This is a genomic window from Legionella sheltonii (genome assembly GCF_026191355.1).
Classification (GTDB): domain Bacteria; phylum Pseudomonadota; class Gammaproteobacteria; order Legionellales; family Legionellaceae; genus Legionella; species Legionella sheltonii.
Map to the genome: position 1 here is coordinate 75,127 of NZ_JAPHOQ010000016.1, position 25,434 is coordinate 100,560.

Sequence of the window (25,434 nt, forward strand, 5' to 3'; positions counted from 1 at the left end):
ATTTGCGTATGCCTTATCTTTTCCTCTTGAAGTTATTGATAATCATGCTACTTTTGGCGACCTGGGAGAGGGTTCAATGCAAATGGCTAACATGAATAATGAAATGGTAATAAAAATAATTTCTACTGCGCATCATGTTGGCTTTGGTGAAGGATTAGAGTAGCTATGAGTTTATCCAACTCCATATAATTTTCTTCTCTCTCATAAAACTGTGTGAACCGTACTTTAAATTGGTTTTTAAGGAATGTGTAGATGAACATTTTAGTTACTGGTGGTAGAGCACCTGCTACCATGGATATTATGCGTAGCCTCATGAATCAGGGATATCAGGTTTATAGTGCCGAAAGTATGCTTTTTCCACTCGCGAGATGTGTTAAAGGAATAAAAAAGCATTTTGTAATCCCTAAGCCCAACCAGGATCTCGCCGCGTTTATAAAAGCATTAAAAGAAATAGTGATTCAATATAAAATTGATCTACTTATTCCTACATGTGATGAAATTTTTTATATCAGCAAAGGCTATGAGGAACTATCAGAACACACTAAGGTTTTTTGCGAACCTTTTGAGCGTTTAAATCAGTTGCGTCATCAATATACGTTTAATCAACTTGTGCGCGAATATGGTTTGACTGCGCCTCAAAGTTGGTTAGTTAACACAGATAAGGACAAGCAAAATCTTCCTCGGGACGCAGCGTTGGTTTTAAAACCTGTTTTTTCCCGTTTGGGTTCGCATACGCTCATTAAACCGTCACCCAAAGTTCTTGCTAATCTTACCATTAATGAACCGTATATTGCGCAAGATTTTATTCAAGGAAAAGAATACAGTACTTATGCTATTGTGCGTAATGGAGAGGTATTAATTCAATCGTGTTATTACTCTAAATATCGGGTAGGGCGCTCTACTGGAATTTACTTCGAGCCTGCAGAAATAAAACCAATTACCGAATTTATCAAAACATTTTGCAAACGTTTCCAATTTAGTGGCCAAATTGGGTTTGATTTTATTTTGATGAACGATATGGCCTATGTTTTAGAGTGTAATCCAAGAGTAACTAGCGGATTCCACCTTCTAACCGATAAAATTGATTGGCATAGTATTTTAAGTGGGCAGCGTCAATATGATATTCCCAATATGCAACATATGCAGCCGTTCATGCTTGGCCAGGGAATGATGCTTCATAGCTTCAAATATTTGCTAAAAAATCCAGTTCGTTTCATCAAAGACTACCGAAGAGCACATGATGTATTAAAAAACAAAGCATATCCCTGGTTAAGGTTTAAAAGTACCCTGATGATCCTGAATGTGCTTTGCCGAGCAATCAGAGTGAAGAAAGGATTTTACCCGGCTTCAACTTATGATATTGATTTTAATGGAGTAGAGAATCCATCAAGATAAAGTTTATTAGCTACCGCCTGGGTGAACGCAGGGTAACCTTTCTTGCCGTCATCCTGAGTGCAATGAGGGTTCTTCGACTTGGGCACAGTGTTGCAACCGGAGCTTCCTCATTGCACTCGGAGCGAGGGTAATAAATGCCCCCAATTTCTTTATTGCCTATACTTAAAAGAGTTAATGCTTTAAGGATATAAAAAATGAAAAGAATATTTTTGTTTGGTGTTGGATTTTTACTGGGCACCCAAATTTTTGCTCTTAACACATATACACCTACAGCGAATTTAGATGTAAATAAGTCCTTATTACCATCACCTTTTCCTGTTTATATTCTTGGAAATAATGGAGTTATTAATCATCCTTATCCAGGTGCTAAACAGGCTTTGTTACCCACAGATAATAGTTACACTCTGGATCCAGGTTGTTATATTGCATGTTACTCGCATAACCAAGGTATCTATCCTGTGGCTGAAAATATTTATGTAATGGGGCAAATCCGGGTTAGAGGAAGATATCTAGATCGGATATGCGAGCCAGAAGGATATAAAGGAATAGATATAAGTAAGATAGCCCATTTTAAATTTCTCTGTTCGGTAAAAATCGATGCATGTAAAAATAATTCATGTTGGGCTGGAGGCGATACAGGGGGTTGGTTTGGCGTGCAGTAATACAGCTAAAGCAAGGAGATTTTCCGATAGGTGGGATGACGGGTTTACCTGGTTTTTTGAATGGCAAGGAGTTATAAATCGATGAAAATAGCAGTGTGTAGTGATGAGCTCTATCCAGTTAATGAGTTCGTTGTACAAGAGCTTGAGCGTTTAGGGCATCAAGTGGTCCTTTTTGGGGCAATCAAAACAGGGCAAAGTGAACCATGGATAAAAACTGCGCATGTTGCCGCTGATGCAATTCGTAAGGGTGAGTGTGATGAGGGAATTTTCTTTTGCTGGACTGGTACAGGTATTTCGATCGTGGCGAATAAAATTCCTGGTATAAGGGCTGCTCTTTGTACTGATGCTCAAACAGCAAAGGGTGCAAGAATATGGAATTGCGCGAATGTTTTGGCTCTATCCAATCGTTTGTTAACCCAAGATTTGGCCAAAGAAATTTTAGATTCTTGGTTTAATACTCAAACTGATGAAAAAGGGAAAGCGGTTATTAAAGAAATTGATGCAATAGAGCGGGGATATCATTAACTTAGATTCATTGAAATTACCATTAAGTCGCTGACCCGATTCCTATGTGGTTAGACCATTTTTAATATAGCATAATTAAGTACTTGTATCATTATGACTTTTTGGGCTAAATTAGACTTTTGCCTGCATGAGGTTTATTTATGTTAAAACGTGATATTTCAACAACTAACATTCTAATTGTCTCTGCAGGTGGAATGATTGGTTCCGGATGGTTATTTAGTCCATTCATTAGCGCCCAAATGGCAGGTAGTAATTCATTAATTTCATGGGGTATTGCTACTGTTTTTATGCTATTTATTGCACTCCCTTTATGCGAGCTTGGAACGATGTTTCCCATTTCTGGAGGAATGTCTAACTATCCAACTTTTACCCATGGGAAGGAAGTCGGATTTTTGTTTGCATGGACATCGTGGTTGTCTTACGTTGTTATGACTCCTATAGAAATTCAGGCAATTCTGCAATATTCAAGTCACTTTTTTCCAGTATTAATTGTCAAAGACTCAACAACGTTTACGCTTTCTGGATATGGTTATGCTGCTGCAATAAGCATCATGCTTTTTGTCGTTTTATTGAACTCCTATGGAATTAAATTGCTGGTTGAATGCAATAAGTATGCAAGTATTATTAAATTTATATTACCAAGCATTGCGATCGTTTCTTTACTGCATGTTGCACCAAACCTTGGCAACGTTCAAATTGATTTGTCTGCAAAAGAAAGTTGGATAAACATTTTCACCGCACTTTCTGCTGGAGGTATTGCCTTTGCGTTTACTGGATTCCAGAATGGTTTGATATTGGCTGGGGAGGTAAAAAATCCTCAGCGAAATATCCCCATTGCGATATTAGGGGCTGTGCTGATCGGGTTTATTTTGTACTTTATGTTGCAATTGAGTTTTATCGCAGCAGTTCCTCAGAAATTCCTAACGAATGGCTGGCATGCCCTAAGTTATCCAGGTGATAGCGGACCTTTAGTGGGCTTAGCTTTACTTTCAGGACTTAGTGTTGTAGCAACTTTACTGTTAATTGATGCTGCTTTTTCACCCTTTGGAACAACGCTTGTTTATACAGCCGCAACTTCGCGCATTTTATATGGGATGGCACTAAATGATCATTTACCCAAAATCTTTTTAAAGGTAAATCGACATAAGATCCCTTATGTGACGCTGTATGCAAATTTATTGGTTGGAATGCTTTCATTTCTACCATTTCCTGGGTGGCAAAAGTTGGTGGCTTTTCTTTCTTCAGCAAGTATTTTGTCCTATAGTATCGGGCCTATATGTCTTTTAGCAATGCGTAAATTACAGCCTCAAACACCAAGACCTTTTAGACTTTCCGGTGCCTTAGTTTGCTCTCATATTGCATTTTATTTTTGCAATTTAATGCTGTATTGGTGCGGGTTTTCGATCATATGGAAACTGGATATTGCTTTACTTATTGGTATTCTGATTTATTGCATTTACCATCGAAAAAATTCTTGGGATAATAGCGCACTTTTATATTGGTTTTTATTTTATATGATGACGATACTGGTTATCTCCTATTTGGGTGTTTTTGGAGGTATTGGTATTTTAAAGTTTCCCTTCGACTTGTTGAGTTTATTACCCTTAAGTATCTTTATTCTTTATTCATCTCAAAAATTGTTGAGTCCTGAGCATCATGAACATATTGTCTCTCCATCAGAAGAACCCACTGTAGTGTTAGAGGAGAAGATTCTTACATAAAGTCATTGTATTTAAGGGGAGTAGGATTCTGAATGGGAAGTATCCCTAACATTCTTAGTCATAGGGGTTGCACTTCGGCGCTGAATGGGTAAAGCTATACTTTATGTCACCTATTAGGGTAAATGTCGTGCGCTATTCTAATTATTTGTGGGCCTTTGCTGCTTTTTTCTTTAACCAAATGGGCTATTCTCAGACGCTTTCGGAAAAAATAGATGGGATTATTGCACAACAATTACCCCATGCAACTGTTGGCATCCTTATTAAAGATGCCCAGACCGGACAAGTCGTTTACAGTCGAAATGCTGATAAGCTACTATCTCCAGCCAGTGGTATGAAGATACTTACAGCTGCAGCAGCGCTTTATCAATTAAAACCAGACTATCGTTTTATAACAACACTGTCTCGGAAAAATCAGGATTACTATATTCAATTTACAGGTTCACCCTCTTTTACAGTCGGGAATTTGAATTCTTTGTTACAAAATTTGCAAAAAAATAGCGAAAAGGTAATCAACGGCAATGTGGTAATTGATAGCTCACAATATCAATCTCCGAATTATCCAAGTGGAACCTCTTATGATGATTTAGGGTGGTACTATGCTGCTCCAGATACAGCGGCAATATTGAATGAAAATAAAGTGACGTATGAATTAATTAGTGCTAAAGAATTAGGCAAGCCTGCCGAGGTTAAACCAAAAACTCTTCCTAAAGCTTTAACGCTCATTAATGAAGTCGTCACTGTGAGTAAAGAAGAGGAAAAGAACCATTGTAGCTTAAATCTTGAAATTAAACCCCAAAATACAATGCGATTATATGGCTGCATGATTCAAGAAAAAAATCCAAAGTTAATAGAGCTTGCAATTCCCGACCCTATTTTATTGGTAAAACAAGTAGTCAAAAAAGCTATTGATAAAAGCAGCCTTGTTTTGAAAGGAAAGATTCTTACCGGTACATCCCCATCGGATACTGCTTTTCTTGCGAGTTTTCAATCTAAAACCCTTAATCAATTAATAAAGCATATGTTACAGCAATCCGATAATCTCTATGCGAACAGTATAACCAAAAAATTAGGTTACACGCTCACAGGAAAGGGAACTCATAAAGAAGGTGCTTTCGCGATTAAAAAAATACTATCTGAACATACTCACCTGGATTTGTCTCAAATGGAGATCGTCGATGGAGAAGGAACTCGCTATAATTTGGTGACAGCGGAACAAATGGTAATCCTACTTAATGACCTTTATCAGGATAAAGACTTGAACAGAATTTTTTTCGAGTCATTACCTCAAGCAGGTGTTTCAGGCACTCTCATGGACCGAATGAAGAAGACTATGCTTGAGAAAAAAGTGTATGCCAAAACGGGTTCAATGCATGATATCTCTTCCTTATCGGGCTACATGATTAATCCAAATCAAAAAACATTTATATTTTCTATTATTATCAATGGTTTAAATCAACCCTTAGAAAAAGCTAAGTCACTTGAAGAAAAAATATTATTGGCCTTGGATGAATACAGTTTAGAGGCTAGCCCCACTTAATTGTTTTAGGTCCAGCCACGGTTTGTTGTGACACTAGGGATATCTTTTTATCCTTATGATGGGAAGGGTAGATGACTTGATATCAAAAGCGGATGATGCACTTTATCAGGCAAAAAAGATGGGGCGTAATAAAGTCGTGGCAAGTACAAGTGTGCATCAAAATCGAAATCGTTAAAAGCTAAGCGTCGAATGGAGGACGTTATTAGGTTTCTCTTGTTATTAATAAAAAATTCTGGATAATCTGCCAAAAATATTATTCTAAGGTAGAAATCGGTGAATACTGAAAAACTATTTTCTTATGGCACATTACGATATGAATCGGTGCAATTAAGTAATTTTGGCAGAAAATTACAAGGAACCAAAGATAGTCTCCCAGGGTTTGGAATGTCTAAAGTAAAAATAAAAGACTCGAGTGTCATTGCTACAAGTGGCGAAGAGGAGCATCCGATTATAACTTATACTGGAAAGTCGGTGGATAGTGTAGAGGGTATGGTTTTTGATGTAAGTGCCGAGGAGTTAAAAAAAGCAGATTCTTATGAAGTGGCAGACTATAAACGGATTCAGGTTAAACTTGCTTCGGGGCTATATGCTTGGGTTTATGTTCATGTTGAGAGTATTGATTTAACTTATTCTGACGATTAAAGCTGCAGTTCTCGCCTTCTGGATTAACGAGCGTTTGCTGCACCTTTTCATCGCTCAGTTCAAAGATAAATCCTTATTTAAGTGATCCTACAAAACGAATCATTAAGCTCACAGAGAGACTTAATGATTCGTTATGTTTTAATGGGCTATACGATGCTCGTCTTTAACCCACCGCATCAAAAAGGCTCCAATTATTTGGTATAAAGGCAAAATAGCCAAAGCAATATGGTAACTAAATAATGAAAAATCATGAGAAGGTCCTGCATTACTGAACGCATCAAGAAGTTTCCCTATTGCAGGCTCAGTTATTGCATCCAGAAAAGCGTCACTCGCATTGATTAAGGAGGTTACTGTGCCCGCCAGATATAATGGATTTGATTCTTTTCCAATGACAAATACTATGGGAAATGCGCCTAAACTAAAACCAAATAGAAAAAGCAATACACTCAATAGCCAGATTGGCATGGGGTGTGCGTAAATAACCAAGCTAATACATAAAGCAGAAACCAAGGTGCTGTAAAACATAAAAGAACAACGATTTTGTATGCGGTTAATGAATAATGCGAATACAGGGCATGCAATTGCTAATCCTACAAAGACTAAAGAAATAAGGGAGGGAGCAACCAATTTATCTAAATGGTACGCTTTCTGTAAAAAAGGGTTTCCCCATAAGCCACAAAAAATAACAATGGGAGAGAATGCTAAACCACTGAACCCTGTTAATAACCAGTTTTGTTTATTTTTTACAATAAGTGCAATATCTTTCCATAAATGAGGGTTTTTAGAGGCATGCTGAGGTTCTGAATCGGATGCTTCAATGGAAGATGAGGGTTTGTCTTTAACAATAATTAGGAACAAGAACGACAAAATAATTCCCATCCATGCTACATTTGCTAAACTGGCCCTCCAGCCTATCTGACTAACTAACCAGGCCAGTGGCATTTGCCCAAAAATGGCACCAATCATTGCGGCAGTAACAAGTAATGACGTCAATAAGGCATAGTATTTTTTGGGAAACCATACTGCCGATAATTTAAAATAGGCGATGGAAGCAAAAGAAACACCAACACCCGTTAAAGAACGCCCCAAAATTGCAGTATTTAATTCCTGGGCTTGAGAAAAAATATAAATACCAATCGCACAACAAAAAATGGCTCCTGTTGTAATCCATCGTGTTCCATAACGATCGAGAACAATTCCTACAAATAGTGGTACAATAAGATACGTCCAGAAATACACTCCTGATAAAACACCAAGGCCTAGTCCCTGTAAGTGAAACGCATCCATCAATTGTTGAGGCATTACACTTGGAAAATTTTGGAGAATGTATTTATAAAATAAAAATGCAGCACATAAACTAATGATAAAGATAGCGCGATAAGTGATTTTTTTCTGCGATGCCTCTGCATCAAGTGTGTTTCCCATGGTGAATCTCCTCAAGATTGTTAGTCGTATCGCTTGATTATTTAGCCTTCTCCCTAGAGAGGCCGAATAATCAAAACACAACTCTAGGGCGAGGAAAGGAAGGCCACGACCACCACCACAACAGAAACGATAGAAGTAATAACACGCACCAACCCGAAAGAGTTGTTTAAAGAAAATTGAGGTTGTGTGTTATTGTTCATGTATATTACGGAGTGTGAAATAAATTATTTATTACGAGATAGTAACAATTTGTATTAGATCTTGTCAAATGGATTATCAAAATTTATTTGATTATGCGTGGATTTCAAATTATTTCAAGAACTCATTTTTATTTAAATACTTTCTTTTAAGTGAATTGAGCGGTTGTAAATCTGTCTGATTTTTATAGAAATCCGAGACATAAATGCCTCGGATAATTGATTTAGGTGATTATGAATTGTTACTTTTTATATTTTAACTCGGAATCCAATTCAGGTGCAGGAATATCCGGCATCTGTTTTTTGGCTCGATAAAGCCAATCAAGTCTTAGTTCCGGCTCCATAATTTGAGCAGGTTTCACTTCATTGAGCAGCTCATCCAACTCAACTTTAGGTGCTGGTGCACAGGTTGGTACCAAACATTTTAAATTAGGCATCATAAGCGAATAACTACATTTGGGTTCAATTTTAGGCGCCGTTTTTGGGGTTGGTCTGGGTGACATTGACAACGGAGTGATTTCCTCCTGAGGTTGACTTAATAAGGCGCGTTGTGCTTTAGCACTGGATAATGCATGAAGTTGCTCAACCTTAGTTGCTTTAACTTCATGAAGGCGGTCAATGAAATTGCTTTTCTTAGTGAGAAGAGGTTGTCTGCGCTGATCCAGTGAGTCAAGTTGTTGTTGTCTTCTTTCATAATAATCTGCATTGACGCAACAAATATCAGATTTCAACCTTTCGTAATTTAGTTTTGCTTGCAACAAATCATCTGCACTCAAGCGATCTGGCTGTATATCTTCAGAAAGGACAACATAGGAATTACCGTGTTTTCGATAACGGGCTCTCTCATTTGGATCAATGATTAAATAAGCTTGAGTAAAATCACTGACCGGCTCCAACTGGGAGTTGAGGAGAATTTTCTCTTTTCTCAAAAGCTGTTGCGCTTGTAAGTACGCGCGTTCTTGTAGTCTTAAACCTTGTAATTCACGCTCACGAAACGTCATTGGAATTTGTATTTCATTGGAACGTTGTAACTCGTCTAAGCGGGCTCTTACTTGTGCAATTAATTGCTGAACTACTTGTTCTGAACTTTGAGGCGGTTGTACAAACTGGTTTTTGAAAAAGTCGAGTCGATTTTGCAGCATTCGAATTCTTCTATCAGTAGGTGATTCAATGGCTTGTAGTCTACTGACATCGCTTGAGGTAGAAGTTTGGGCTGTATGTTGTGCTTTAAGCGCTGCAAGCTGTGAAGATAAAGAAGCGATTTGTTGGTTTGAATAGCTAATAAATTGAGTAATTGGTTGATTGTTGAACAAGGGGGCTTGCAGGAAGACATTAAGTTCATCCAAATGGTCAGTCATATGGACATGAGTCTCTTCCATTAACAATGCTTCTTCTTCAAGAGCATTCAATTCTTCTTCTACCTCATTCAGTTTTTCTTCGAGGGATTGCTCTTCCTCTTCTAAAGCTTTGAGTGCCTTACTGTATGCTTGAATATTAGCGTCAACAATCTGTAATGCAAGGAAGCTATCTTTTTGTCCTTCAACAGTTTTTGGTTCTTTAAGTTTTTGATCGATTTGCTGTTGAATAATTTCGTTAACGTGTTTTGCAAGTTTTTTATCCTTTGCAATGAACGTCATAAGAAGGAAAAGCAAACGTTGTTGTTTGAGCTGCTCCTCTGCATTTCGTTCCCTAATTAATTGAAGTTGTGCCTCTTCTTTTACAAGCTCTTGCACTATCATATTTATTGTTTCGTTACCACCGGCTGTTTTAAGAAACTCGGTCACCTGTTTTGCATTGCGCAGTCCAAATCGAGAAAGAAATTGAGTTGCTAAATAAGGATCTTCCTCTGAAGTATTCGGATGCTCATTCCGTTCTATATTAGCAACCCATTGCTCTAATTGACTGGAAGTTAAAGTCATTGGGGTCGATTTTGGGGAGGACGATGTGGTAGGCACGGAATAACTCCAATATTAAACATCTGTTCAAATTATAAACTTTTTTGGATTTGAAGTAAAGTAGTCATTTTACTAATAAGCTGAGAAATCAAGGTGTTAATCTTGAGTCTGTTGATTCAGCATGAATTTAAACTGTTTTACATTCTTAGGTGCTATTTTTATGGCTCTTTTCCATAAGAGAGATGAAAAGCCAATGAGAAGCAAGCAAACAATAATAAATAAACCATAATACAAAAGGGAACCATATTTTAACGATTCAGGAGGTATAAAACTAACCGCGAGTGAAATTGTAATGCCTATGAATCCAAAAATGGAGGAGGTAATAATTAGCCAATAAAATCGTTTTTTTTCTTGCCACGCCAAGCGGATTGCACCTGCAAACATACACCCGTACATGAATAAATACATTTGAGTTGCTAAAGTAATCATGAACCAGTATGACGCATTAATACTCGGGAATAATAAAAAAAGAGAGCTTATAAAAGATACGCCACATGCTTGAATCAGCAAAAATTTAGTAGAGGATTGATGCATCGTATTGGTGAGTTCATTGCTTGCAAATGACAGACCTTTGAGGGGAGAGATAAGCCAATTATTGGCACAGCCTATACATCCGAGGACAATTAACAGATTGACAATCAAACTTAGGTTGGCAAATTGAATTTGAGTAAAAAATACTTCAAACAATGCAGGAATACCACTAATAAGATTCAATTGCTGTGGGGAAAGAACCATCGCTAGAGTCAAGGAGCCAAAGAGCATTGTAGTAAAAATAATAAGTACTGAGAGTGCAATGGCTTTAGGCAAAGCCGCTGGCTTACATTCTTGGGTATGAACCCCAGCAATTTCAATACCGCAAAAAGATAGAATAATAGCAGTTAGAGATGTCCATGAGTCTTGATTGGAAGAGGGGATAAGTTTTAAAGGTTGAGGATGAAATATCATCCAAAAAGCGCCTATAGCCAAAATTAAAACAAAAGGGAGCAACAGTCCAAATATAGAGCAAAAAACAGTTACTCGATGAGACAAGTAAAAACCTTTAAGATTCACCCAGGTTAAGCACCAAATGAAGAGATTAATCAGCGAGAAAAGTAGTATTTTGTTTTCAATAAAATATGGGTTAATACAGTATAAAAGTGTGCCCGCGATAAAACTAAGAAATGTAGGATAGATAAGGATATTTTGCATCCACTGAAACCAAATAGCGATAAAGCCAGCATTTTTGCCCAAACTTTTTTTTACCCACCCATAAATTCCCTCATGAGATTTAGAGGAAAACCATCCTGCAACAATTGCACTGGGTAATAAGAAAAAAAATAAAGCCAGTCCAAAATACCAAAAAATATCTGTTCCAACTAATGAGGCAGCAGGTAAATTGCGAATACTATCTACTGAACCGACAGTCATCAAAGTTAAACTAAAAACGGTGAGTTTTTTATTCATTAAAATCTCAACGACAAACAGCTCAAACCACCATCAATTTTACGGAATTCACTTACATCTACAGTGACCACCTGAAAACCTAAATTGTGTACCATTTCAGTGGTTTGATGAAACCCTTGAGGCATAATGACCGAATTATTGACTCTAATACAATTCGCTGCATAGGCTTCATTATCGGAAACAACTAATTGTTTAAATGACTTAAAAGCAGGATGATTAACTAATTCACCATGGACGAGCAGGTATCCGTTCCCTAAAGAGGAAATACCTGTTTTTAAATGTAGGAATTTTTTAAGCTCGATCAATACACTTTTATAACCGTACTGTGCTAATAAGGAAGTCAATTGTTGTGCCCCTTCCAGATTAGTACGCTGTGAAATTCCTATGTAAAAAACATCTTCAATTTGCATGACATCGCCTGCTTCCAAGGTTCCTGGAGCTTCTATCTGATGAATACGTCCTTTATAAAAGGTTTGAATGCAGGGTTTAATTAAATCCACTTCGCCTTGTCTTGATAGAGCACCGGGTCGAGTTAGGATCGCAACTTTATCAGTAAGAAGCGCTGGGTCCTCTACGAAACATGAATCAGGGAAATCGTCTGATGCAGGTAAGGCAGTAACTTCCAAACCACACTTTATCAGTGCATTCATGTAATTTTGATGTTGTTCTAGAGCTTTAATGTAATCTGGGCGACCTAATTCTATGGTTGATGTTAATCCATGAATCATGTTGGGGGATGGTGTGCGTACTATTGCTTGGTGAAACATAATAAATCCCTTTTGTAAATAGAATTGGCATCGTTCGATATACTGATAGTCACAAATCTCATGCCTCAAATCAAGAGGATTCGTTTGTAAAAATAAATATTAAATGTTTGCAGCGGTTTTGTTCTTTGTTGCCCGGATTAGCCAGCATAATCAGGGGATTTTTACTCGGGACGACGTATGTGCTATTGGATTATGCTGCGCTAATCCATGCTGCAGAATTATATTAGACTGCGATCACTGCCGCTCCAGTAAATCGTCCATGACGCAGGTCATCGAGGGCTTGATTGACTTCAGTCAATGGATAAGTATGAATCTCGGTTCTAACAGGAACTTGAGGCGCTAATGATAAAAATTCCTCTCCATCTTTTCTCGTGAGGTTTGCAACAGAGCAAAGCGAGCGCTCACCCCAGAGAAAATCATAGGGAAAACTAGGTATATCACTCATATGAATTCCAGCACAAACTACGATCCCACCTTTTATCGTATTGCGAAGAGCAAGGGGGACGAGTGCGCCAACAGGTGCAAAAATGATTGCAGCATCAAGAAGATGAGGAGGGGATATATCTGAATCTCCCGCCCATGTTGCTCCAAGTTTATAGGCAAACTCTTGGGCTTGGTGGTCTCCTGGGCTAGTAAAAGCATATATTTTACGCTTTTGATTTTTCGCTATTTGAATCAAGATATGAGCTGCTGCGCCGAAACCATATAACCCTAAGTGCTCAGCATTATTGGTTTTTAATAAAGCACGATAGCCAATTAATCCGGCACAAAATAGTGGTGCCGCTTGATAATCAGAATAGCCATCAGGGATAGGAAAACAAAACCGATGATTCGCAACACAATATTCTGCAAATCCACCGTCAATTTGATAACCAGTAAAACGAGCTTGATCACAAAGATTTTCACGTCCTGATAAACAAAATTGACAGGTCTCGCAACTTCCACCCAGCCAAGGAATACCGATTCGTTGGCCGATTTTAAAATGGGTCACTGAAGAACCGACGGTTTCAATGGTACCAACAATTTGATGACCAGGAATAAGAGGAAGTTTAGGGTGTTCTAATTCTCCATCGACAACATGTAAATCGGTACGACAAATACCACAGGCATGCACTTTTACCAGCACTTCATTGTTCTGGGGGACAGGTTTTTCTACTTGCTTATAGACCAATTTATGTCCCGATTTTTCTAATACCATAGCATGCATCATCATTTCCTCATGTTTCCAGATATTAAGAAGTATCTATAAAAATAATATAGAAATATCAATTAAACTGTAGCCTAAATAATGAAAACTGTTTCTCTTGACAAATTACTTTTGTATATCAAACTTATTATGGTGTATTTTTTAATATGAATAAGAAACTATAATGAATGGAGTCAACAACATGAATACGCTATTAAAATGGAAGAAAGCAAATCCCTTAGCAGAACATTCTCAACATCCTTTTTTAAACCTGCAAAATGAAGTTGATAAAGCATTCCGAGATTTTTATGATATGTTTGGATCCAATAAGAGCTGGGAACAATTCGAGAACCTGAATTTAATGCCTTCTATGGATGTTGTAGAGGATAAAGATCATTTTACCATTCAGATGGAAATGCCAGGTATGGACGAGAAAGACATCAGCGTGTCTTTTAGCGGTAATATGCTTACTATTACAGGTGAAAAATCAACCTCTAAAAAAAATGATAATAAAAAATATATTTCTCGAGAAATCAATTATGGTAAATATGAACGCTCGCTCTCTTTACCTTCAACCGTTGATATCGATAAGGCAAAGGCAAGTTTTAAAAAAGGAATGCTTTGGGTTGAGTTGCCTAAAAAATCCGAAGCAAAAGGGAAGTCTCGTGATATAAAAGTAGAACAAGCAAAATAAATAGCTAATAGCCCCATTGTCCGTATGGGGCATTATTCTTCGCTTTGCATAGACTAATTATCCTTCGAAGCGGATTTTTATAAACATATATTATGACAGGCATGCACATGAGTTATATAAAAAATCGCGTCTTTGATGAACTAAAAATTGGAGAATCAGCAAGTCTAGTACGGACCTTAACTAAGGAAGATATTGAGCTTTTTGCGGTTATGTCTGGCGATGTAAATCCTGCACACGTTGATGCAGAATATGCTAAAAATGATATGTTTCATAAAATTATTGCTCATGGGATGTGGGGCGCATCACTTTTATCTACAGTTTTAGGAACAGAGCTTCCTGGTCCTGGGACTATTTATTTAGATCAAACTTTAAAGTTTGAACATCCGGTGACTTTAGGCGACACAGTCACCGTTACTCTTGAGGTAGTCAATAAAATACCAGAAAAACACATCGTTGAACTTGATTGTAAATGTATAAATCAGTTGGGAAAAATGGTCATTAGTGGTCTTGCACGGGTTATAGCGCCGACCGTCAAAATTAAAAGAAAACGCATTGAGCTACCTGAAATAGAACTTAAGCCAAAACAAGAACATTGGTATCATCGTTTAATCACTGCGAAAGATTCTTTAAAACCACTTGTAACCGCTGTGGTGCATCCAGTAGATGTATTATCAATTAAAGGTGCAATTGCTTCCGCAGAAGAGGGATTAATTACCCCAGTTCTTGTTGGCCCTAAACAAAAAATTCTTGATGCTGCAAAAGAAGCGCACATTGATATTTCAGCTTATGAACTTGTTGCCACAGAGCACAGTAATGAAGCAGCTGAAATAGCGGTTAAACTGGCTGCGACAAAAAAAGTTGAAGCGATAATGAAGGGGAAAATTCATACTGAAGAACTGATGAAGCCGATTGTTTCCAAAGAGAATGGCTTGCGAACAGGGCGTCGTATGAGTCATGTATTTTCTCTGGATGTACCTAATTATCCAAAACCAATTTTTCTAACTGACGCAGCAATTAATCTTTTCCCTAATCTAAGGGAAAAGTGTGACATTGTGCAAAATGCAATTGATTTGTTCCATGCACTTGAATTGGGTACCCCTAAAGTGGCTATTCTTTCTGCTATTGAAACGGTAAATGAAAAAATTCCATCGACTCTCGATGCGACCGCATTGTGCAAAATGGCTGAACGTGGGCAGATAACTGGCGGTGTTTTAGATGGTCCTTTAGCATTTGATAACGCTATTTCTATCGAGTCAGCACGTGAAAAAGGCATTTGCTCCCCAGTTGCTGGTAATGCGGACATCTTGGTTGTTCCCGATGTTGAATCAGGCAACATGCTTTACAAACAAATGACTTATTTATCTGGAATTGAAGCTGCAGGAATGGTATTAGGCGCACATGTTCCTATTATCCTCACCAGCCGTGGCAGCAATGAATTATCACGAAAAGCATCTTGCGTTATGGCTTTATTATATGCACGAAGAAAAAAATAATGAAATTAAATCAAACTGATGAAGTCATTCTAGTCATTAATGCAGGCTCTTCCAGTATTAAATTTAGCCTTTTTCTCTCTTCTTTAACGTTAATCTATCATGGTGAAATTGAAAGTATTTTTGATAATCCACAAATTACGGTTTCTAACGCGAAACATATTCAAATTGTTAAAAAATCGATTTTATCATCTGGTTATGAATCGGCATTAAGTTATTTATTTGAATGGATAGCGCAGTTACCTACTGATTACCTTATAAAAGCGGTTGGGCATCGGGTGGTTCATGGAGGGAGTTTTTTTGATCATCCGGTCCTAATCAATGCGGATTCCATTGAAAAGTTATCCTCATTAAATCCTTTGGCACCCCTTCATCAACCATATAATGTTGCCATCATAAAAAGTATTTTGAAGCTTTATCCTGAGATGCGGCAAGTGGCTTGTTTTGATACGTCATTTCATCGAACACAAGATAAACTAGCAACTCTTTTTGCTATACCTAGAGAGTTAAGTGAGGAAGGGATTGTTCGCTACGGTTTTCATGGTATTTCTTATGAATACATTGCTTCGGTATTGCCTGAACCAATAAAAAATAAAAAAGTAATCGTCGCTCATCTTGGAAATGGTGCCAGTATGTGTGCTATGGAGTATGGTAAAAGCGTTACAACTTCTATGGGGTTTACGGCATTAGATGGTTTGATTATGGGAACCCGCTGCGGGGGCATTGATCCTGGAGTAATTTTATATTTGCTCCAAGAAAAGAAATTATCAGTAGAAGAGGTAAATACCATTCTTTATAAAAAATCGGGTCTTTTGGGGGTTTCTGGGATCAGCAGTGACATGCGCGAGCTGCAATCAAGTACAGAAGCCAAAGCTGTTGAAGCCATCGATTTATTTTGTTATCGAGCAGCACGAGAATTATGTGCTCTAGCCAGCAGCTTACAAGGGTGTGATGCGATCATTTTCACTGCGGGGATAGGTGAACATTCTGCACTGGTAAGAAAAAAAATAAGTGAACGTTTGAGTTGGTTGGGTGTTCTGTTGGATGAACACGCAAATCAACAAAATGCTGCAGTGATTAGTCATCTTCAAAGCAGAGTATATGTAGGCGTCATCCCTACAAATGAAGAATATATGATCGCGAAACACACATTAAATGTAGTATCTTAGATTGAGCCAAAATGGTGGTAGAGCACTACTTCTCGAGTACAGCGATGGATCTCCAACCTGGATCCAGGGGGACAATATGCGATCGCTCGCTTCGCTCAAGATGCTGGGGGATTGCTTACTGTTCAACACATAAATTATCTGGAGTGTTATTTATGTTTCAGTGGTTTTTTAGATTGCTTTTAGTCATTTCAGGATCAATTGCGAGCTGGTTCGTGGCACATGATGAGCTCAAGTTTCCTATTGTTCAAATGGTGATTGCCGTCATTTTATTTACTCTTTTTATTGGGATTATTGCTTTTTGGCCTGAATTAAAAAATTGGTTGAAGCGAATTAGAAAAGATCATTAATTGAAAAAGGTGATATGAAATCTAGTTTTCAAAATCGCCCATATCCATCAATTCATGTTAAATGAAATCTGATCATTATAGTTTGCACGTTTTTATAAAAGGGATTAATTTAGGGCGTGTTGCCAATTTATCCCCACCGGCTACGTGCCGCGACGTGTTCGCGGCATCCAGGAAATGGTCAAGTTAAAGATGAACTTAATTCATTGCTCTAATCGATTGATGAATAAGAGCAAACTCATAATATATCGATTTCAATATCAAGTATAAAACGAGTTTGCAATGGCTAGACTGATGCTCCGTGATGAGCTATGGTCTAAGCTAAAGGAGATAATGCTACAACATCAGATATATGACAAACCTAATCTTCGTATGATGGTTGAGGCAATGTTATATCGCATGCGTGTAGGCTGCCCTTGGCGAGACCTACCTAAAGAGTTTGGATTTTGGAATTCTGCCTATCAACAATTCAATCGTTGGTCCTCAAAGAACAAGTTGATGATGATTTTCAAAGCGCTCATACAACATCCTGCTCTTGAATGGGAATTTATTGATGGCCGTATCGTTCGTGCCCATCAACATAGCTCAGGCGGCATAGGAAAGAAACATCAAGCAATAGGGAAATCCGTTGGTGGTAATACAACAAAAATTCATAGGGCAGTTGATGCTTGCGGCCTTCCGATTGAATTTCAATTGACTGGCGGAGAGGTACATGATGCTAAAGCAGCTTCAGGTCTCATTGAAACACTCCCTAAAGCTGATTACACCATTGCAGACAAAGGATATGATAGCGAGGAAATTCGAGATCAGATTAGGCAAAAATCATCTACTCCAATGATTCCTCGGAAGACGAACTCTAAAACTGGGAATGCTGATATTGATTGGGGTCTATACAAATATCGTCATCTAGTTGAAAACGTATTTGCGCGACTTAAACATTTTCGAGCTGTTGCCACAAGATATGATAAATTGAAGAGAAATGATGCGTCAATGCTCGCAATGGCTTGTTCCTATATTTGGCTACCAATGTAATCAGTGAAATTTAGGTGATATCATCGCATTGAGTCCAACACTCTGAGCAAAACAAGGAAGCCAAATGAAGTCATTTTATGTCTATATTATGGCAAGCAAGCGAAATGGTACACTATACGCTGGTTCAACATCCGATTTAATTAAACGAGTATGGGAACATAAAAACAACCTGATTCCGGGATTTACAGCTAAGTACAATGTACATATATTGGTTTATTATGAGGTTCATGAAACCTATATAGAAGCTGCTCGACGTGAAAAGCGATTCAAAAATTGGCCCAGGCAGTGGAAGTTACATTTGATTGAGAACCTAAATACAGAATGGCATGATCTTTATGAAGAAATTTGCCACTGATTAAGATCGGCTGGTTGCCGCGAACACGTCGCGGCACGTAGGCGGTGGGGATGAATTGTCAACACGCCCTATTGAAAATAATAAATAAATTTAGGAGAAATTAATGAAAAAACAACATTCACAGGGATTTTTGACACTAATCGCCGAAACTAAAAATCATATCAAAGAAATCACACCCAAAGCTTTAAAAGAAAAAATTGAATCAAAAGAACCCATGTTTCTTATAGATGTACGTGAACTTAATGAATGGGAAACAGGGTATATTCCAACTGCAATACACTTAAGTAAGGGCATTATTGAGCGAGATATTGAAAAGAAAATTCCTAATTTAAATGATCAAATTGTTGTTTACTGTAGTGGGGGGTTTCGATGTGCGCTGGTTGCCGACAATTTACAAAAAATGGGGTATACCAATGTTTATTCATTAGATACTGGATTGCAAGGTTGGCTTGATGAAGGGTATTCGATACAAAAATGAATTTTTTGAATCTTTTTCTCTCATCACGATCGAAAATTCTCGCCTCTCCTCTCTTAAACCGGTTCATAGTTTTGAGCCTTTATAAGCTCAAGATTGGAGAGGGAAGGTGAGGTGGAATATTCACAGCGTAAGATTACGATTGATAAAATTCGCCATTAAGGTATCTTGGGAAACAGTTAGGCTTCTTTAAATAGCAACCTTGGGAAAGAGGATTTACTTAAGCAAAACATGCTCCTCCCCGTTTCCAAAAAATCACGTTCGATGCTTGAGTTCAGTAACAATACGATTTTAGAAGAAGCTTGTTTAATAAGAACGTATTTTTGCAGTTCCAGCATTCATAAAGTGAATCGTATAAGTATTATTCCAATGCCAATGTGTTCTCTGACTTGTTGTAATAACAAAGGAATCAACTTTTTTGGCATCTAATTTATCATTCTTCTCGTAGAGCATAGAAAATTCGACTGTATTTTCAATGAGTGGCGTGAGAAGAAAAGCCGATTTTGCCATGTTTGCAACTAGTCTATAGCGTTTTGTTGTGCCATTTCTTAAATTTAAACTAATAAATAATTGCTGTGGTTTGAAGAAAATGGTAGCTAAAGTTCCCCAAATTGTCGGTTTCAAATCAATCGCAACAAAGAGTAGCTGACTCTTGGGTAAGGGAACCTGCTCACCTAGGGTATGGGTTTCGCTTTTTAATAAAGACAAGTTGACTTGATGAGGGTATTTTTTTTTATGGAGAAATAGGAAATTTCGGATTAAATGAGTCGGTTGATAATTGACTAACAATAAAGGCCAACTTGCGCCATCTTCCAAAGAGGGGATGCGTTGGTCAATGGGTTGTATTTTAAAAATAATATTATCAGGCTTATTTTTGCCTTGAAGATGTTTTTTATTATCTTTAGCTAAATTTTGATTGAAGACAGAATAACTTTGAAATACGGGACGTGGTGACCAACGGTTTTGTGACGAGATTAAATAAGTTTGATCATATGAGTAAATATCAGTCGTCCCGGGTAAAACAGGGAAGGCTGCTTGCTCACGTAAAAAATCCATAGTGAAAATAAAATTTTTTTTAAGCCAATAAGGATCTTGTATTCTGCTTTTTAGGCCATGCCATGCTGAAGAGTAGGAGGAGATGAAGTTATTTCGGATTGATATGCTGGTATAGTGGCTATTAATATAATACCAGCTACTTAATGAGATAAAAATGAGTAGAAGACTCACTCTGAAATTCAAAATAAAGGGTAAAAATAGTGTTGCCAATAAAATAGAAGTCCCAGTGTAACCCCCCCATATTTAGTGGCAACCTAAATTAGAGTTCATTGCCTTATTTTTTGCCAGATATTCCCACGGTGTTAAATCATTTAGCGAATCATGCGGTCTCTCGTCGTTATACTCCTTTATCCAACTTTCTGTCAGCTCTCTAACTTCTTGTAAATTTTTAAACGCGTACATATTCAATATCTCTGTGCGGTAAGTTCTATTGAATCGCTCAATAAATGAATTTTGCGTTGGTTTACCTGGCTTAATAAATTCTAAAGCCACTTGATGCTTTTCAGCCCAGTCTGCTAATGTGCTTGAGATAAATTCAGGACCATTATCCATGCGTAATTTAGCGGGAAAACCTCGCCATGCTACAACACGCTCTAATACTCGAACCACTCGCTGAGCAGGCAAACTTAAATCGATTTCGATAGCCAACACCTCACGGTTAAAATCATCTACTATGTTAAATGTTCTGAAGCGTCGGCCACACATCAAAGCATCACACATAAAATCCATAGACCAACACTGATTGATGGATGCTGGCACACTCAAAGGGGTAGGTGAGCGATTAGGAAGCCGTTTTTTGCCTTCACGACGCATATTAAGCTTCAACTCACGATACACTCGATAAACACGTTTATGATTCCATCTATGTCCCTGGCGGCGTAACACTTTAAGCAATTTACTAAAGCCATATGCCGGATAGCGTTCGGATGATGCCTGCAGTGCCACGATTACATCTTCATCAGATTGGCTATCCGGTTTGTATCGATAAACCGAGTCACTAATACCTACAACCTTACACGCATGACGTAAACTCACAGCATGAGTATTCACTGCATAATCAACCAGCTCCCGTCTCACAGACGGCTTCACAGCTTTTTTTCAACAATATCCTTCAGGATTTTGTGATCAAGACTTAGCTCAGCATACATTTGCTTTAGACGACGGTTCTCTTCTTCAAGCTCTTTTAGACGTTTTACGTCGGATGCCTCCATACCACCATATTTTGCTTTCCAATTGTAATAGGTTGCATCTGAAATCCCATATTCACGACAAATTTCTTTTACCAGCCGACCTGCTTCGACTTCTTTTAGAATTTTTACAATTTGTGTTTCTGTATAACGTGATTTTTTCATTTTTGTTCTCCTCAAACATAGTTTAACTTGGAGAACTCTAATTAGATATGCACCTATTTTACGGGAGGCTTACACCAGGTATAAAGGCGTGACCTAAATGACGAGTAAAACCTGTTTTAAAGGAAACAAATAAAAACGCAAAATAAATTCCCAGCAAGAATATTTTAGCGGCAGCAGGTATTTGTTTTTGGGATGAAATAGCCAGGAAAATTAATAAGCAAGTAATTAAAAACACAATCACTTCATTCATATTTCCATCTGTGGACATTGCTTCAGTAAAACTTGAGGCAATACGCAGTGTGCTTGTGAGATAATCAGGTAAAGAAGCGAGTGGTTGTCCTGCTGCAAGCCAAAACGTAGTCATCGAGATTACAGGAGAGGCAAGACATATCAATGCCATTTTTGTTTTATTCTGGGTGCAAAAAAAGCTGAAGCACAAAAAAAGCACAAGAATGCATAGGATGAGCATAGACCCCTTAATTAGTGCAAGTAAGCCAAATGGGGTAAATAGAAAAAAAACCAGCAATAAAAGAGAGTTATTTGTAAGCCTATCTCCATTTTCTGGAGAAATGATCCAGAAGCTCATTAACCCTGCAAGTAATGGATAGGAAAAAAATAATGAGTCTCGAGCGTATATCATGCCTAAAAGGGGGACGCAATATATGAGAAACCAGTACCATCGCCTTCCTTTCATTAAAAAAAGAAGGCAGATCCACAAAGATACAGCTAAGCCAGTACACCCTAAAATCATTAGGAAATCCGTAGCGGGGTGATAAGCTTTTGTGTAAAGAGACGAATAGGGGCCGAGCGTAAAAATTATTTCCCGACCAAATGCTAATCCTTGAGCAACCGCTTGATTTAAACCAAGAGCCCAAGAAGGATCAATCCCTGGAGCTGGCATTTTAGGGGAAAAAGGAATGAAAATGCACATGATAGTCAGTAACAGCATCAGCTTGCATAGAAAATCAAAAAACACATTTGTTTTTTTGAGTACAATTATTTTTGATGTATTACTCAACGTACGCTTCCATAACTTTAATTTTACGTAGTGTAGCTTATTTTTTTATTAGAGAGTAAATTGAAGAATAGGTGATTACCTTAAATGTTAAGAGTATTTGCTGAATCTTTAGTGAAAAGTATTATGGCGTAACGACTGCAGTTTCCTCTTGAGTCTTAAGTTGCTCATTATCACTGACCAAACTAATAGCACGATTTATATGGATCAAAGCATCTTGTAATACTGTATCTGTTTTACCCAGAGAAGCGGGAAAAAATACACTAGAAACTAATTTTCTATTTTTATGTATATTAAAATATTTTATTGCTTTTATTATACAGATTGATCGTTAAGTAATAATTAATGGTTTTCATGGCTCAATTTGGCATTTGGATGTTTTGGTTGAAGAGCACTTTATTAGTGTGGGATTTTATGAGTGAACAGCATCGAATAATGGTTTTATTGTAGTCCAGTAGTCTGGATTGGTCTTCGTGACTAAATCGTCTACTCGAGTTTAATGAGTGATCTACCATCACAATACAGTGCTATAACATGGAGATCTTTCGTGAGTTTAGGATGATGCTCAGCCGGGTTGCGCCTAGGCTAATTGCTGTGGGTTATAAAATTTGTTCCAAAAATCAGAACAGCAAAGTTAAGCCTAAAGAAACGGTATTGGAAATATCCGGTGTAGTACTTTCATTTTCGAGTGTTTTAAATGTTCCGTAATTGTGTTCGTTTTCATATTCAACAAACATACTTAAAGCAGGAATAAGACGGTAGTAGGGTCTTACTGTGTAGCGCATTTGATTCAAGCCACTGCCAATTTGGGCATTAACAACTGTTTTGGTCGCTAAAATACTGCGAACTCCTGTCCTGATTAAAAAATTATTGGTAATTAGTGTGTCGCGGGATAATTCAATATCAAATTTAATACTGCCACCATAAAAGTAAGTTCTTATGTCGGTATCAATAAAAAAGGGCATTAATCCTTCCAGACCAAGACCTGCTTGCCAATAGGGCTTATTGGCCGGTTGATTAAAATAGTTTGCTCCACCTTTTATGGCCCAAAATTGACTGATTAAATGCCAGTAAAAGATATCTATATCTGCGTTTTCCAGTACCCCTTTATACAGTTCAGCATCATTGGTAAATAATTGCAGTTTATTATAATCAGGGCCAAACATGCCTTTGTAGGTAAGGCGCTGTGAATTGTGAACAGGATCTGCACCTACATCTAGAAAAGTTGATAACCAAAAGCCAGCGCCATGAGCCATGGGGTGTTTCACTAAATCCAGGTTAATCGGCTTAATCGCTTCGTCGACTCGTATTATGGGGCGGTTGTCATACGAGGTGTCTTTAATAATATGTTCTGGATGGGTTTTGTCCTCGGCTATTTCAATTATGGTTGTATATTGGAAGACGCGGTTCATTCCAGTCATCATGTGATAAAGCATATGACAATGGAAAAACCATTGGCCGCTTGCATCAGTATCTACATCCGCTGTGATTGTTCCTCCTGGTGGAATATCAAGCGTATGTTTTAGCGGATCAAAAGTGTCTTTTCCAGTACGAACAATAAACCAATGACCATGTATATGCATTGGATGATGCATCATGGATGGATTTGTAAATACAAAGCGATAACGTTTACCCGGTTTTAAAGGTATAGGTTTTGCCTTATAACCAGGTACTCCATTCACAAACCAAATATATTGCCCCATATAGCCAAATAATTCCAAATTAATGACTCCCTCTACCGGTTTATTGGGATCATTAGTCGGAACCGCAGCAGTCAAATCGCGATACTTTGTTTCCAATGAGGTCATATAGGATGAAGTGGTAGGGGCTATTGCATCGTTAAATCGAGTTGGTTCAGTAGGCATTTGCATGTTCATGGAGTGTCCCATAGGCATACTATGATCCATGTGCATGGTGTGCTTATGCTGTGAAGAAAGTGAATTGTCTTGTTTTTTTTGCGTTAAGGGGAAACTGCCTTGATAATGCCCGCCCATCATGATGTTCATCATTTCTCTTGTAACCGGGATGGGTTCAGGGAACGGTTTGACTTGAGCATAATCGACTGTTTGCTCATTAGTTGTTTTTAGAGCGCCATAGACAATACCCACAGTATCTTTGGAACCCGCATAAATAATATAAGGCTTATTTTTTTCTATTTTTATTAAAACATCATAGGTTTCAGCAGGAGAAATGGATAACTCCTTAATAGAATAAGGTTTTACGTCGTTTCCATCCGCTTGTATGACAGTCATCTTAGAATCAGGTATTTTAATACGGAAAATCGTGCTGCTTCCTGCATCAATAAATCGCAAGCGGACAATATCACCTATTTGAACTGGAGCAGTCCACGGATTGTTTTTAGGATGGCCGTTCATCAAAAATGCATCAAAGGCAACGTCACTAATGTCATAAATGCTCATCCGCATTTGCTGCATGCTTTTATAGTCGTCAAGAAGTCTTTGTCGTTCACTTTTAGATGCTTTTTGGTAATCATGGATAAATTTTGTCAGGGATGGTTGGAGAGGAAAGCGCGGAGCATAATAGTCGCCGGATTTTTTTAAATTAGCTAAAACTTGCTCCGGTTTGGTATTAGTCCAATCCGATAAAACGATGGTGTAATCTTTAGTGAAGGTGTAATGAGGTGGTTTCTTAGGATCAATCAAAAAAGCACCGTATAATCCCTGTTGCTCCTCTAAGCCAGCATGGGCATGATACCAGTAAGTACCTGATTGCTTTAAAATAAATTGGTAGTGAAAGGTACTACCAGGAGGAATTTCAGTTTGAGCCACACCTTCTACACCATCCATTTGCCAAGGAACCAAAACACCATGCCAATGGATCGCTGTTCCTTTATCAAGATGATTCGTAACATTTATGGTTACCCGATCACCCTCTCTAAAATGTAATGTGGGTGCCGGGATTTGATTATTTACTGCAATAGCTCTGGCTGGTTTATTAGTAAAGTAGACCGTTTTATAACCAATATCCAAATTGATA

22 protein-coding genes are annotated in these 25,434 nt (G+C 37.9%); 13 read left to right on the forward strand and 9 right to left on the reverse strand.

Translation table 11 applies throughout. The features are described 5' to 3' along the window. The first annotated feature begins 252 nt into the window (after window positions 1-252). From OQJ26_RS16810 to OQJ26_RS16835, 6 genes are all read left to right on the forward strand, one after another. On the forward strand, window positions 253-1,395 hold the full coding sequence (locus tag OQJ26_RS16810) for an ATP-grasp domain-containing protein (RefSeq protein WP_265704877.1): 1,143 nt from the start codon (window positions 253-255) through the stop codon (window positions 1,393-1,395). A gap of 194 nt (window positions 1,396-1,589) precedes the next feature. Next, window positions 1,590-2,057, forward strand: coding sequence for a hypothetical protein (locus tag OQJ26_RS16815; protein WP_265704878.1), 468 nt, complete (start codon window positions 1,590-1,592; stop codon window positions 2,055-2,057). An 81-nt stretch (window positions 2,058-2,138) separates the two neighbouring features. Then, the gene (locus tag OQJ26_RS16820) at window positions 2,139-2,582 is read left to right on the forward strand and encodes an RpiB/LacA/LacB family sugar-phosphate isomerase (RefSeq protein WP_265704879.1); all 444 of its coding nucleotides are present in this window, start codon (window positions 2,139-2,141) and stop codon (window positions 2,580-2,582) included. Window positions 2,583-2,722: 140 nt separating this feature from the next. Continuing rightward, window positions 2,723-4,303, forward strand: coding sequence for an APC family permease (locus OQJ26_RS16825; protein ID WP_265704880.1), 1,581 nt, complete (start codon window positions 2,723-2,725; stop codon window positions 4,301-4,303). 127 nt (window positions 4,304-4,430) lie between these two features. Then, the gene (gene dacB, locus OQJ26_RS16830; protein ID WP_265704881.1) at window positions 4,431-5,840 is read left to right on the forward strand and encodes a D-alanyl-D-alanine carboxypeptidase/D-alanyl-D-alanine endopeptidase; all 1,410 of its coding nucleotides are present in this window, start codon (window positions 4,431-4,433) and stop codon (window positions 5,838-5,840) included. A gap of 273 nt (window positions 5,841-6,113) precedes the next feature. Continuing rightward, the gene (locus tag OQJ26_RS16835; RefSeq protein ID WP_265704882.1) at window positions 6,114-6,482 is read left to right on the forward strand and encodes a gamma-glutamylcyclotransferase family protein; all 369 of its coding nucleotides are present in this window, start codon (window positions 6,114-6,116) and stop codon (window positions 6,480-6,482) included. A 138-nt stretch (window positions 6,483-6,620) separates the two neighbouring features. On the opposite strand, the gene OQJ26_RS16840 is transcribed toward OQJ26_RS16835, so the two are convergent. The 5 genes from OQJ26_RS16840 to OQJ26_RS16860 form a co-directional block, all read right to left on the reverse strand. After that, the gene (locus OQJ26_RS16840) at window positions 6,621-7,907 is read right to left on the reverse strand and encodes an MFS transporter (RefSeq protein WP_265704883.1); all 1,287 of its coding nucleotides are present in this window, start codon (window positions 7,905-7,907) and stop codon (window positions 6,621-6,623) included. Between the two features lie 439 nt (window positions 7,908-8,346). After that, the gene (locus OQJ26_RS16845; protein WP_265704884.1) at window positions 8,347-10,059 is read right to left on the reverse strand and encodes a hypothetical protein; all 1,713 of its coding nucleotides are present in this window, start codon (window positions 10,057-10,059) and stop codon (window positions 8,347-8,349) included. A gap of 96 nt (window positions 10,060-10,155) precedes the next feature. Further along, a complete protein-coding gene (locus OQJ26_RS16850; protein ID WP_265704885.1) occupies window positions 10,156-11,502 on the reverse strand; it encodes an APC family permease in 1,347 nt (448 codons plus the stop codon). Continuing rightward, window positions 11,502-12,269, reverse strand: a complete 768-nt coding sequence (locus OQJ26_RS16855) for a dimethylarginine dimethylaminohydrolase family protein (RefSeq protein ID WP_265704886.1) — start codon at window positions 12,267-12,269, stop codon at window positions 11,502-11,504. Before OQJ26_RS16855 ends, OQJ26_RS16850 begins: the two co-directional genes overlap by 1 nt. A 223-nt stretch (window positions 12,270-12,492) precedes the next feature. Next, entirely contained in the window at window positions 12,493-13,476 is a 984-nt protein-coding gene (locus OQJ26_RS16860; RefSeq protein ID WP_265704897.1) for a zinc-dependent alcohol dehydrogenase family protein, read from the reverse strand. A gap of 181 nt (window positions 13,477-13,657) precedes the next feature. Here OQJ26_RS16860 and OQJ26_RS16865 point away from each other — a divergent pair, with 181 nt between their 5' ends. The 7 genes from OQJ26_RS16865 to OQJ26_RS16895 all read left to right on the forward strand — a co-directional run bounded on the left by OQJ26_RS16865 (window position 13,658) and on the right by OQJ26_RS16895 (window position 19,017). Further along, the gene (locus OQJ26_RS16865; RefSeq protein WP_265704887.1) at window positions 13,658-14,149 is read left to right on the forward strand and encodes an Hsp20/alpha crystallin family protein; all 492 of its coding nucleotides are present in this window, start codon (window positions 13,658-13,660) and stop codon (window positions 14,147-14,149) included. 107 nt (window positions 14,150-14,256) lie between these two features. After that, entirely contained in the window at window positions 14,257-15,642 is a 1,386-nt protein-coding gene (locus OQJ26_RS16870) for a bifunctional enoyl-CoA hydratase/phosphate acetyltransferase (RefSeq protein ID WP_265704888.1), read from the forward strand. Continuing rightward, window positions 15,642-16,808: an acetate/propionate family kinase gene (locus tag OQJ26_RS16875; protein WP_265704889.1), complete on the forward strand. Its 1,167-nt coding sequence runs from the start codon at window positions 15,642-15,644 to the stop codon at window positions 16,806-16,808. The genes OQJ26_RS16870 and OQJ26_RS16875 overlap by 1 nt, the downstream gene beginning before the upstream one ends. Before the next feature lie 152 nt (window positions 16,809-16,960). Then, complete coding sequence (locus OQJ26_RS16880; RefSeq protein ID WP_265704890.1) at window positions 16,961-17,155, forward strand: hypothetical protein; 195 nt, start codon at window positions 16,961-16,963, stop codon at window positions 17,153-17,155. A gap of 279 nt (window positions 17,156-17,434) precedes the next feature. Then, a complete protein-coding gene (locus tag OQJ26_RS16885; protein WP_265704891.1) occupies window positions 17,435-18,184 on the forward strand; it encodes an IS5 family transposase in 750 nt (249 codons plus the stop codon). A 64-nt stretch (window positions 18,185-18,248) separates the two neighbouring features. Further along, complete coding sequence (locus tag OQJ26_RS16890; RefSeq protein WP_265704371.1) at window positions 18,249-18,539, forward strand: GIY-YIG nuclease family protein; 291 nt, start codon at window positions 18,249-18,251, stop codon at window positions 18,537-18,539. Between the two features lie 103 nt (window positions 18,540-18,642). After that, a complete protein-coding gene (locus OQJ26_RS16895) occupies window positions 18,643-19,017 on the forward strand; it encodes a rhodanese-like domain-containing protein (protein WP_265704892.1) in 375 nt (124 codons plus the stop codon). A 303-nt stretch (window positions 19,018-19,320) separates the two neighbouring features. Here the strand turns inward: OQJ26_RS16895 and OQJ26_RS16900 are convergent, their stop codons facing one another. From OQJ26_RS16900 to OQJ26_RS16915, 4 genes are all read right to left on the reverse strand, one after another. Continuing rightward, window positions 19,321-20,070: a hypothetical protein gene (locus OQJ26_RS16900; protein WP_265704893.1), complete on the reverse strand. Its 750-nt coding sequence runs from the start codon at window positions 20,068-20,070 to the stop codon at window positions 19,321-19,323. 243 nt (window positions 20,071-20,313) lie between these two features. Beyond that, a protein-coding gene (locus OQJ26_RS16905; RefSeq protein ID WP_416209969.1) for an IS3 family transposase occupies window positions 20,314-21,422 on the reverse strand; the annotation gives its coding sequence in 2 pieces (ribosomal slippage) (window positions 20,314-21,170 and window positions 21,170-21,422; 1,110 coding nt in all). A 58-nt stretch (window positions 21,423-21,480) separates the two neighbouring features. Beyond that, a complete protein-coding gene (locus tag OQJ26_RS16910; protein WP_265704895.1) occupies window positions 21,481-22,440 on the reverse strand; it encodes a hypothetical protein in 960 nt (319 codons plus the stop codon). Between the two features lie 617 nt (window positions 22,441-23,057). Beyond that, on the reverse strand, window positions 23,058-25,434 hold a 2,377-nt coding region (locus OQJ26_RS16915; RefSeq protein ID WP_265704896.1), incomplete at its 5' end, for a multicopper oxidase domain-containing protein.

What these genes read in the sequence shown, in the direction of transcription:
- OQJ26_RS16870 (WP_265704888.1), top strand. Translation starts at nt 14,257, where the DNA reads ATGAGTTATATAAAAAATCGCGTCTTTGATGAACTAAAAATTGGAGAA.
- OQJ26_RS16820 (WP_265704879.1), top strand. Translation starts at nt 2,139, where the DNA reads ATGAAAATAGCAGTGTGTAGTGATGAGCTCTATCCAGTTAATGAGTTC.
- OQJ26_RS16885 (WP_265704891.1), top strand. Translation starts at nt 17,435, where the DNA reads ATGGCTAGACTGATGCTCCGTGATGAGCTATGGTCTAAGCTAAAGGAG.
- OQJ26_RS16850 (WP_265704885.1), bottom strand. Translation starts at nt 11,502, where the DNA reads ATGAATAAAAAACTCACCGTTTTTAGTTTAACTTTGATGACTGTCGGT.
- OQJ26_RS16810 (WP_265704877.1), top strand. Translation starts at nt 253, where the DNA reads ATGAACATTTTAGTTACTGGTGGTAGAGCACCTGCTACCATGGATATT.
- OQJ26_RS16875 (WP_265704889.1), top strand. Translation starts at nt 15,642, where the DNA reads ATGAAATTAAATCAAACTGATGAAGTCATTCTAGTCATTAATGCAGGC.
- OQJ26_RS16840 (WP_265704883.1), bottom strand. Translation starts at nt 7,907, where the DNA reads ATGGGAAACACACTTGATGCAGAGGCATCGCAGAAAAAAATCACTTAT.
- OQJ26_RS16825 (WP_265704880.1), top strand. Translation starts at nt 2,723, where the DNA reads ATGTTAAAACGTGATATTTCAACAACTAACATTCTAATTGTCTCTGCA.
- OQJ26_RS16900 (WP_265704893.1), bottom strand. Translation starts at nt 20,070, where the DNA reads ATGGATTTTTTACGTGAGCAAGCAGCCTTCCCTGTTTTACCCGGGACG.
- OQJ26_RS16890 (WP_265704371.1), top strand. Translation starts at nt 18,249, where the DNA reads ATGAAGTCATTTTATGTCTATATTATGGCAAGCAAGCGAAATGGTACA.
- OQJ26_RS16895 (WP_265704892.1), top strand. Translation starts at nt 18,643, where the DNA reads ATGAAAAAACAACATTCACAGGGATTTTTGACACTAATCGCCGAAACT.
- OQJ26_RS16855 (WP_265704886.1), bottom strand. Translation starts at nt 12,269, where the DNA reads ATGTTTCACCAAGCAATAGTACGCACACCATCCCCCAACATGATTCAT.
- OQJ26_RS16880 (WP_265704890.1), top strand. Translation starts at nt 16,961, where the DNA reads ATGTTTCAGTGGTTTTTTAGATTGCTTTTAGTCATTTCAGGATCAATT.
- OQJ26_RS16865 (WP_265704887.1), top strand. Translation starts at nt 13,658, where the DNA reads ATGAATACGCTATTAAAATGGAAGAAAGCAAATCCCTTAGCAGAACAT.
- OQJ26_RS16815 (WP_265704878.1), top strand. Translation starts at nt 1,590, where the DNA reads ATGAAAAGAATATTTTTGTTTGGTGTTGGATTTTTACTGGGCACCCAA.
- OQJ26_RS16860 (WP_265704897.1), bottom strand. Translation starts at nt 13,476, where the DNA reads ATGCATGCTATGGTATTAGAAAAATCGGGACATAAATTGGTCTATAAG.